This window comes from Variovorax sp. 01T439_2, assembly GCF_056398445.1.
Map to the genome: position 1 here is coordinate 1 of NZ_JBFTPJ010000362.1, position 8,127 is coordinate 8,127.

Below are 8,127 nucleotides of genomic sequence, written 5' to 3' on the forward strand. Positions count from 1 at the left end.
CTCATCACCAGCTCGCTGCCGGCGTTGGTGGTCAGCAGGATGATCGTGTTCTTGAAATCGATCATGCGGCCCTCGCCGTCTTCCATCCAGCCCTTGTCGAACACCTGGAAGAAGATCTCGTGCACGTCGGGGTGGGCCTTCTCGACCTCGTCGAGCAGCACCACGCTGTAGGGCCGGCGGCGCACCGCCTCGGTCAGGATGCCGCCCTCGCCGTAGCCCACGTAGCCGGGCGGCGCGCCCTTGAGCGTGGAGACCGTGTGCGCCTCCTGGAACTCGCTCATGTTGATGGTGATGATGTTCTGCTCGCCGCCGTACAGGGCCTCGGCCAGTGCCAGCGCGGTCTCGGTCTTGCCCACGCCCGAGGTGCCGCAGAGCATGAAGACGCCGATCGGCTTTTGCGGGTTGTCCAGCCGCGCGCGAGACGTCTGGATGCGCCGCGCGATCATTTCCAGGCCGTGCTTCTGGCCGATGACGCGCTGGTTGAGCGTGTCGGCGAGCTTGAGCACCGCCTCCACTTCGTTCTTGACCATGCGGCCGACGGGAATGCCGGTCCAGTCGGCCACCACCGAGGCCACCGCCTGCTCATCGACCGAAGGCAGGATCAGTGGCGACTCGCCTTGCACCGCATGGATCTTGGCCTGCAGCGCATGCAGTTCTTCAAGCAGCGCAGCCCGGTCTTCGCTCCCTCCCCCGCCGGGGGAGGGCTGGGGTGGGGGCACGTCGGCTTTCGCATCGCCCTCGGCGGAAGCAGTGTCCACCGGCTTGCTCCCCGCACGCAATTTGCTGCGCAATTCCAGCAACCGATCGACCAGCCCCTTCTCTTCCTTCCAGCGGGCGTTGAGCGTTTCCAGCTGCCCGTTCGATTCCAGCAGCAGCGCGGAGACCTGCGCCGCGCGCTTGGTCACGTCGATGCCGATGGCTTCCTCGCGGCCGATGATCTCCTGCTCGACCGTGAGCCCCTCGATGCGGCGCATGCAGTCTTCAACTTCAGGCGGCGTCGCGTGCTGACTCACAGCCACGCGCGCGCATGCCGTGTCGAGCAGGCTCACGGCCTTGTCGGGCAACTGGCGCGCGGGAATGTAGCGGTGGCTCAGCTTCACGGCTGCCTCGATGGCCTCGTCGAGCAGCTGCACGCGGTGGTGCTTCTCGAGCACGCTGGCCACGCCGCGCAGCATCAAGATGGCCTTCACCTCGTCGGGCTCGGGCACCTGCACCACCTGGAAGCGCCTTGTCAGCGCCGGGTCTTTCTCGATGTACTTCTTGTACTCGGCCCAGGTGGTGGCGCCGATGGTGCGCAGGTTGCCGCGCGCCAGTGCCGGCTTCAGCAGGTTGGCCGCATCGCCGGTGCCGGCCGCGCCGCCCGCGCCCACCAGCGTGTGGATCTCGTCGATGAAAAGAATGATGGGCGTGGGCGATGCCTGCACCTCGTCGATCACCTGCCGCAGGCGCTGCTCGAACTCGCCCTTCATGCTGGCGCCGGCCTGCAAGAGGCCGATGTCGAGCGTGAGCAGCTTCACGTCCTTGAGCTGCGGCGGCACGTCGCCGCGCGCGAGGCGCTGCGCGAAGCCTTCAACCACGGCCGTCTTGCCGACGCCCGCCTCGCCCGTGAGCAGCGGATTGTTCTGGCGGCGGCGCATCAGGATGTCGACGATCTGGCGGATCTCCTCGTCGCGTCCGGTGATCGGGTCCATCTCGCCCTTCTTGGCCTTCTCGGTGAGGTCGACCGCGAACTTCTTGAGCGCGTCGCCCTTGCCCATGGCGGCCGGCGCCATCGCGCCCGAGTCTTCGCCGGGCGCGCCGCTGCCCATGCCGGTGCCGTCCTGCGCGCGCATCTGCGATTCGGGCGAGGCGTCGCAGATCTTCGCGAAGTTGTCGGCCAGGTCCTCGACCTTGACCTTCTCGAACTGCTTCGACAAACCGAACAGCGGGTTGCGCAGGCTCTGCGTCTTCAGCATGCCCACCAGGATGTAGCCGGTGCGCACCTGCGCCTCGCCGAACTGCAGCGTGGCATAGGTCCAGGCGCGTTCGATGGCGTTCTCGATGTGCGGGGAAAAATCGCTGATGGCGGTGGCGCCGCGCGGCAGGCGGTCGAGCGCGGCCGTCATGTCCTTCGCGACGACCGACACGTCGAGGCCGTAGTGCTGGATCACGCGGTGCAGGTCGGAGTCCTGCGCCTGCAGCAGCTGGGCGAACCAGTGCTCCAGTTCCACATACGGATTGCCCCGCATCTTGCAGAACACCGTGGCGCCCTCGATGGCCTTGTAGGCCAGCGAGTTGAGCTTGCCGAAAAGGGCGGTGCGACTGATTTCACTCATGGAAGACTCCGTATCTGTTGAAGACGATTCATGCCGGTAAATTTGAAGTTCGGCGATCCGTGTCCGGCGTCAATGCGCAGAAAGCCTTGCGCTGGCCAGCCACCCCTGCACGTCCTGCCCCGCTTCGCGGCGCGGAATGATCGGCTCGATGCGAACGGCACCAAAGCCGGCAGCCGCAAGGCAGGCCTCCACATGCGCAGCCGCATGGCGGTAGCGGCCGCTGCCTTCGAGCCTGAAGTCGTGCTGCCCCCCGGGCATGGCCTCGACCGTGAACACCACCCCGCCTGCCGGACGCAGCGCACGCGCGGCGGCCGCCAGCACCTCGTGCAGGTCGCCGAAGTAGCACAGCGTGTCAGCCGATATCACCAGGTCGAAGCGGCCGGGCTGCGTGTGCAGGTAGTGGGTGAGCTCGGCCTTGTGCAGCACGTCGTAGCCGCCGCGCTGCTCCGCGCGCTGCAGCATGCCGACCGACAGGTCGCAGCCGGCCAGGTGCGCGGCCCAGGGCCGCAGCAACGGGGCGCAGAGCCCGGTGCCGCAGCCGGCATCGACCACGGCCAGGCTCGCGGCCGGCGCGCCATGCATTTGCCGCACCGCCTGCGCCACCAGCTCGGGCGCGCGGTAGTGCAGCTTCTCCAGGCTGGCGTCGAAGCTTCCGGCGTAGCTGTCGAACACGGTCTCCACATAGCCGTCGCTGGCGCGCGCGGGCGCCTGCCCCTCGCAGGCGGCCAGCAGGTGCGTGACCACGGGATTGCCTGGATCCTCGGCCAGCCACTCCCGGTACATGCCAAGGGCCTGATCGTGCTCGCCGAGCAGTTCCAGCGCGCGAATCACCTGCGAGCGGGCGCTCAGGTTGCGCGGCTGCAGCAGCACCGCACGGCTGTTGGCGACGACGCTCTCATGGATGCGCCCCTGCTCCATCAGCGCGATCGACAGGTTGTACCAGGCCTCGCTGAATTCCGGCCGCAGTTCGATCGCCTGGCGGCTCACGCGCTCGGCGGCTTGCCAGTGGCCCTTGCGGCGTTCGAGCGATGCGATGTTGCTCAGCGCATCGGCGCCTTCGTCGCCTTCTTTGGCGAAGGAAACGCTGTTGCCGTAGGCGAGCATCGCGTCGTCGATGCGGCCGGTCTCGACCAGCAGGTTGCCCAGGTTGTTCCAGGCGCCGCTTTGCGCGGGTTGCAGCGTGAGCGACCTTCCGATCAACGCGATGCTCTCGTTGCTGCGGCCTTGCGCATGGCGCAGCAGGCCCTGGTAGTGCAGGGCGTCGGGGTCGGCCGGCGCGGCCTCCAGGAGGCGGTCCAGCAATTCGCCCGCCGCCTCCAGCTTCTGCGCCTTGACCAGGGCCGCGGCTTGCGCCAGCGCGGCCGCGTGCGCCGTCGTGTCCGGCTGCGCGGGCGTCGTCGTCATGCGGCGGCTCCCACGGTGGCCTGGGCGCTGCGGGCGGTCATCGGGCGGTTGCCGATGCGCACGTCCGCCGCATCCTTGGCACGCGTGCGCTGGCCGAGCCACGAGACCCAGCCCAGGCGCGGCGCGTTGCCCTTGGCCTGGCCAAGGCGCGTGGCGGGCACCTGCGTCGTCTCGAGCACCAGCTCGGCGTCCCATTCGAGTTCGTCGCCGAGCAGCTGCTGCATCCAGCGCTGCAGCACCGGCTGCGCGTTGCCGGTCGGCAGGAACATGCGGTACTGCGCGAGCGTGAGCGGGCCGATGTGCAGGCGCACGCGGTGCTGCCGGTCCCACGCGCGCGTGCCGAGCATCGCGCCCATGCCCATCGAACGCGAACTCTCGCCCTGCCCCAGCCGCGTGAGCTCGCCCGCGGGCAGGCTCATCCAGTGGCCGACCCAGCGCTCCAGCTTCACGGGCACGCCGAAGTAGCTGCACAGCACCGCTTCCACGCTCTCGGCGTTGTGCACGCGGCGCGCGAGCCAGCCCGAGAAATGCAGGCGCGCATCGTCGTGCACCTCGTCGCGCTCGATGCGGCCCGGCGTGCCGATGCCCACGAACGCGCCGACCTGCAGGCGGAAGCGGTCCTCGCCCGGCCGGTCGAGCGCCACCGCGGGCCGCGCCTGCGCCCAGGCGCGGTAGAAGTGCAGCGAGAAGCGGTGCAGAAAGCTGTCGAGAAAGGCCAGCCAGGTCGGGTCGCCATGGTTCAGGCTGCGCTCGCGGATGAAGTCGCTCAGGTGCACCGGCAGCGGACCGTTGGGCCCGACATAGCTGAAGAAGTGCTGGCTCAGGCGCGGCGGCGAGTGGGCGCTGGCCGGCTCGAAGCGGCTGAAGCTGGCCGGCGCGAACGACAGCGACGGCTCCTGTCCCACGCGCACCGGCTCCGCGCTCGGCAGCAGGGCACGGCCCCAGCGCGGCGTGGTCGCGGCCACCGACTCCAGCCGGCGCAGCACCGCAAAATAGTCGAAGGACCACGGCTCGGCCGACCATGCGCGCAGCGCGGTGTCGACTCTCCCGGCTACAGAATCTGCCGGGTCCCGCACAGCGGCCTCCATCGCATGGTCTCGCCCCGGCCCGCCACGCGCAGCACGGTCTCGACGAAATGGTTGACCTCCACATGGCGCGCCAGAAAGCGCGCCATCACCGCGCCGAACAGGAACACGCTGTGGCCGTGGAATGCGTCCTTGTCGACCTCGAGCGTCACTTCGAGCCCGCGTCCGAAGGCGATCGGCCCCTTGAGCGGCAGGCGGCGCGCCACGGGCTTGGCTTTTACCGAGAGCAGGCCGCGCACCTGGCCCTGGCGCATCTCGTCGGCATGCGTGGCATAGAGCATCAGCGTTTCGCGCAAAGCGGCGGCGCCTTGCTCCGGCGTGCTGTCGGAGATCGACAGGTAGTTGAGCGCCAGGTGGTCGACCACCCGCCAGCCCAGCCCTTGGCTCACCACCGGCGACACCGGCCGCGAAGGACCGCGCACCATGCGCACCCGCTGCACGGGGAAGGAGTCGACACAATCGAAGTCGTTGTCGCGTCCCAGCGGCATCAGGAGCGGCAGGTCGCGGTTGGTGCACAGCGCGTCGATGGTGATGTGGCGCAGGCGAATAGAAAGGGCGGAACACCTGTTCGGCCGCCGCTGCATCGGCGCCCGGTGCGCCGTGGCCGATGACCTCGGTGACGGTGTGCACCTCGAAATCCTGCGGCCGCGTGCGGTCGGGCACCAGGTGGAACTGGCTTACGCCTTCGGTCAGCGGCACGCGGTCGAGCCGCTTGTTGAACAGGTTGACCACCGGCACGCAGTGCAGCTGCACGTTGTCGGCGCTCACCAGCTTTTCGAGCGCCGCATCGCCGCGCGAGAACAGCAGCACGAGCTCGACCTCGGCGACCGGCATGGCCGCGAGCACCGATTGCAGCCCGGCGATGCGCAGGAACTGGAAGCGCTGCGGAAACGCGAAGTACTCCTGCAGCAGCCGAAAGCCCGAGAAGCCGGTGGCCGTGACCGGCAGCAGCGCTTCATCGTCCTCGAAGCCGACCGGCTGGATCGCCGTGGCCGGCAGGCTCTGCGCCGCGCCCTGCAGCGCACCGGTGGGCGACAGCGGCCGCACCATCACGCCGATGGGCTGGCCCAGCGCGCACTCCTGCAGCTGCCACGCCACATCTTCGGCGCCGCCCAGATGCAGCACCAGGTCGTCGAGCTGAATCTGGCTGAAGTTGAGCCCCGCCGTCGCATGCAGCGTGATGCGCAGGCCGCCGCGGATGGCGCGGGACTGGGGGTGCGTGGCGAGCGGCAGGTCGGGCGCATAGGTGAAGTACTGGGCGCGCTGGATCTCGATCGGCCAGATGCGCAGCGCGCTCGAGGTGCGGAACTCGCAGTGCGTGTTCTGCCCCACGGCCTGCCGCGCGCGCAGGCCCGCGCCGCGCGGCAGCTTGGGACCGGTCGCAAGGTTGGCGTCGTCCAGGTCGGGCGAGAACGAGACGACCGCCATCGCCGGCGTGGGCGCGAGGAAATTCGGATAGACGATGTCGAGCAGGTGGCCCGTGAAGCGCGGGTATTCGGCATCGAGCTTCAGGTTGACGCGCGCCGACAGGAAGGCCGTGGCCTCGATCAGCCGCTCGACGTACGGATCGGCGACCTCCTGGCCTTCGATGCCCAGGCGGTGCGCGATCTTCGGAAAGGCGCGCGCAAACTCCGAGGAGCTCTCGCGGAAGTAGCGCAGTTCCTGTTCATACAGGTTCAGCAGCCGAGGGTCCATGTCGGACTCACCTTGGGTTTTGCGCCATGTCCACGATCTCGATGCGTCCTTCTTCCAGGTCTACACGGCTTCGCATCAGGAACTCGAGCGGCACGGGCTGCGCCCACAGCATGCCGCGGATCTGCAGGCCGATGCTGTTGTGCGAGTCGAGTGCCGAGCCTTCCATGACGAGTTCAACTTCGAGAGTGCGGGACAAAATGCGCGGCTCGAACTGCAGGATTGCGTTCTTCAAAGCCTGTTCCATGCTGACACGCTGCACCGACGAGGTGAACTGGCCAGACAGCATAGGCAATCCGTAGTTGATGACCGAGCGCGCGGCGTTCGGGTATTGCTTGTCGTCCATCGCAAGGCCGAAGCCGGTGGCGTTGAAGAGCCAGCTCAGGTCGCGCAGCACGGCCGAGCGCAGCGCCTGCTTGGTGAGCGTGCGCTTGTCGTCGCTCTCGCGCTTTTCGGTGGGCGCGTCGTCGACCAGGCGGTCGAGCAGCGACGGCTGCAGGCGCTCCTGGGCGGTGAGCTCGGCCACGATCAGCCGCCTGCGTCGCCGGGGCCGTCCTGCGCTGCGGCAGAGGCAGTGGGCGTGAAAAGGATCTCGCGCACGTCCATGAGCGCGTACTCGCCCGCGTCGCTGCCGAGCACGCGCTGGCCGCGGCCGGCCCAGACCTCGGGGCGCAGTTCGCGCCACTCGGTCTTGCGCGCGAGCCGCAGCTCGCCGTCCTCGCTGTTCTCGCTGCCCTCGTAGCGCGTGGGAATCAGCGCCAGCGTTTCGCCGCCGTTCTCGAACTGCAGGTGGGCGGGCATCCAGACGCAATCGCGCAGGTCTTCGGGCGGCTCGATCCTGATGTGCGCGAGCCGGGCGTAGGGAATCCAGTAGTACTTGCCGTTGACGAAGGCTTCGAGCACCGGGCCCAGGCGCATGTCGGCATCGGCCAGCCATTCGAAGGGCACGCCGTCGATGGTGCCGGCGATGGCGGGTGCGCCATCGAAGGCCCGCTGGCGAAGGTCCTCGGCCAGTTCGCTCTCGCCGCGGCCCTGGCGCAGCAGCGATTCGATCAGCAGCGCCAGCCATTCGTCGGGCTGGCCGAAGATCATCGGCGTGCGCGTGCCGGCGAACACCTCGGCGCGCAGGCCTTCGCAGCGCACGGCGTCGCCATACACCTGCTTCATGGGAACGGCGAGCGCATCGAGCTCGGCCGCCACGGTGAGCTGGTTGAGCGCGCGTTCCCACTGGCCCAGCACGCACAGCAGCTGCGCCATGAAGACGCGGTGCTTGCTGTCGGCGGGCTTGGCGCGGACCTCGTCGCTCAAGGCCTTGAGCGCGGCGACGGGGTCGGCGGACTTGAGGAGTTCGGCGGAGCTGGCCATGTCAGTTCCCCGCGAAGGTGCAGGTGCGGACGGCACCCCGCGCGCCCGTCTGCTGCTGCGGCGCCGAGCGGATCTCCAGCTTCGTGTAGTCGAAGAAGATCAGGTCGCAGGGCCGCTTGGGCGTGCCGCCGGTAACGATGGCGTGGCAGTTCACGCGCGCGCCTTCGAGCACGAATTCGAGGTGCGACTGCTGGTCCTTGGAACTGTCCCCGCCGGCCTTGAAGACCGAGATGGTCACCTTCAGATCGCTGTCCTGGCTCTTGAGC

5 protein-coding genes and 2 pseudogenes are annotated in these 8,127 nt (G+C 68.7%); all 7 read right to left on the reverse strand.

Annotation, left to right across the window (positions count from 1 at the left end; all coding sequences use genetic code 11):
• Nucleotides 1–2,315 (reverse strand): type VI secretion system ATPase TssH (gene tssH, locus AC1DOC_RS17610; protein WP_478130171.1); only part of this gene is annotated, 2,315 nt, incomplete at its 3' end.
• Nucleotides 2,316–2,384: 69 nt separating this feature from the next.
• A complete protein-coding gene (locus tag AC1DOC_RS17615) occupies nt 2,385–3,719 on the reverse strand; it encodes a methyltransferase domain-containing protein (protein ID WP_478079615.1) in 1,335 nt (444 codons plus the stop codon).
• Nucleotides 3,716–4,807 carry a type VI secretion system baseplate subunit TssG gene (gene tssG, locus AC1DOC_RS17620; protein WP_478130172.1) on the reverse strand — a complete coding sequence of 364 codons (1,092 nt, stop codon included), beginning with the start codon at nt 4,805–4,807 and terminating at the stop codon, nt 3,716–3,718. The genes AC1DOC_RS17615 and tssG overlap by 4 nt, the downstream gene beginning before the upstream one ends.
• Nucleotides 4,771–6,499 (reverse strand): annotated as a pseudogene (gene tssF / locus AC1DOC_RS17625) (type VI secretion system baseplate subunit TssF). The gene tssG and the pseudogene tssF overlap by 37 nt, the downstream one beginning before the upstream one ends.
• A gap of 7 nt (nt 6,500–6,506) precedes the next feature.
• Complete coding sequence (gene tssE, locus AC1DOC_RS17630) at nt 6,507–7,022, reverse strand: type VI secretion system baseplate subunit TssE (RefSeq protein WP_012745689.1); 516 nt, start codon at nt 7,020–7,022, stop codon at nt 6,507–6,509.
• 2 nt (nt 7,023–7,024) lie between these two features.
• Nucleotides 7,025–7,861 (reverse strand): type VI secretion system accessory protein TagJ, encoded by an 837-nt coding sequence (locus AC1DOC_RS17635; protein ID WP_412510289.1) that lies wholly within the window; start codon nt 7,859–7,861, stop codon nt 7,025–7,027.
• Nucleotide 7,862: 1 nt separating this feature from the next.
• Nucleotides 7,863–8,127, reverse strand: a pseudogene (locus AC1DOC_RS17640) (hypothetical protein); the annotation flags it as partial.

What these genes read in the sequence shown, in the direction of transcription:
- AC1DOC_RS17615 (WP_478079615.1), bottom strand. Translation starts at nt 3,719, where the DNA reads ATGACGACGACGCCCGCGCAGCCGGACACGACGGCGCACGCGGCCGCG.
- AC1DOC_RS17635 (WP_412510289.1), bottom strand. Translation starts at nt 7,861, where the DNA reads ATGGCCAGCTCCGCCGAACTCCTCAAGTCCGCCGACCCCGTCGCCGCG.
- tssG (WP_478130172.1), bottom strand. Translation starts at nt 4,807, where the DNA reads ATGGAGGCCGCTGTGCGGGACCCGGCAGATTCTGTAGCCGGGAGAGTC.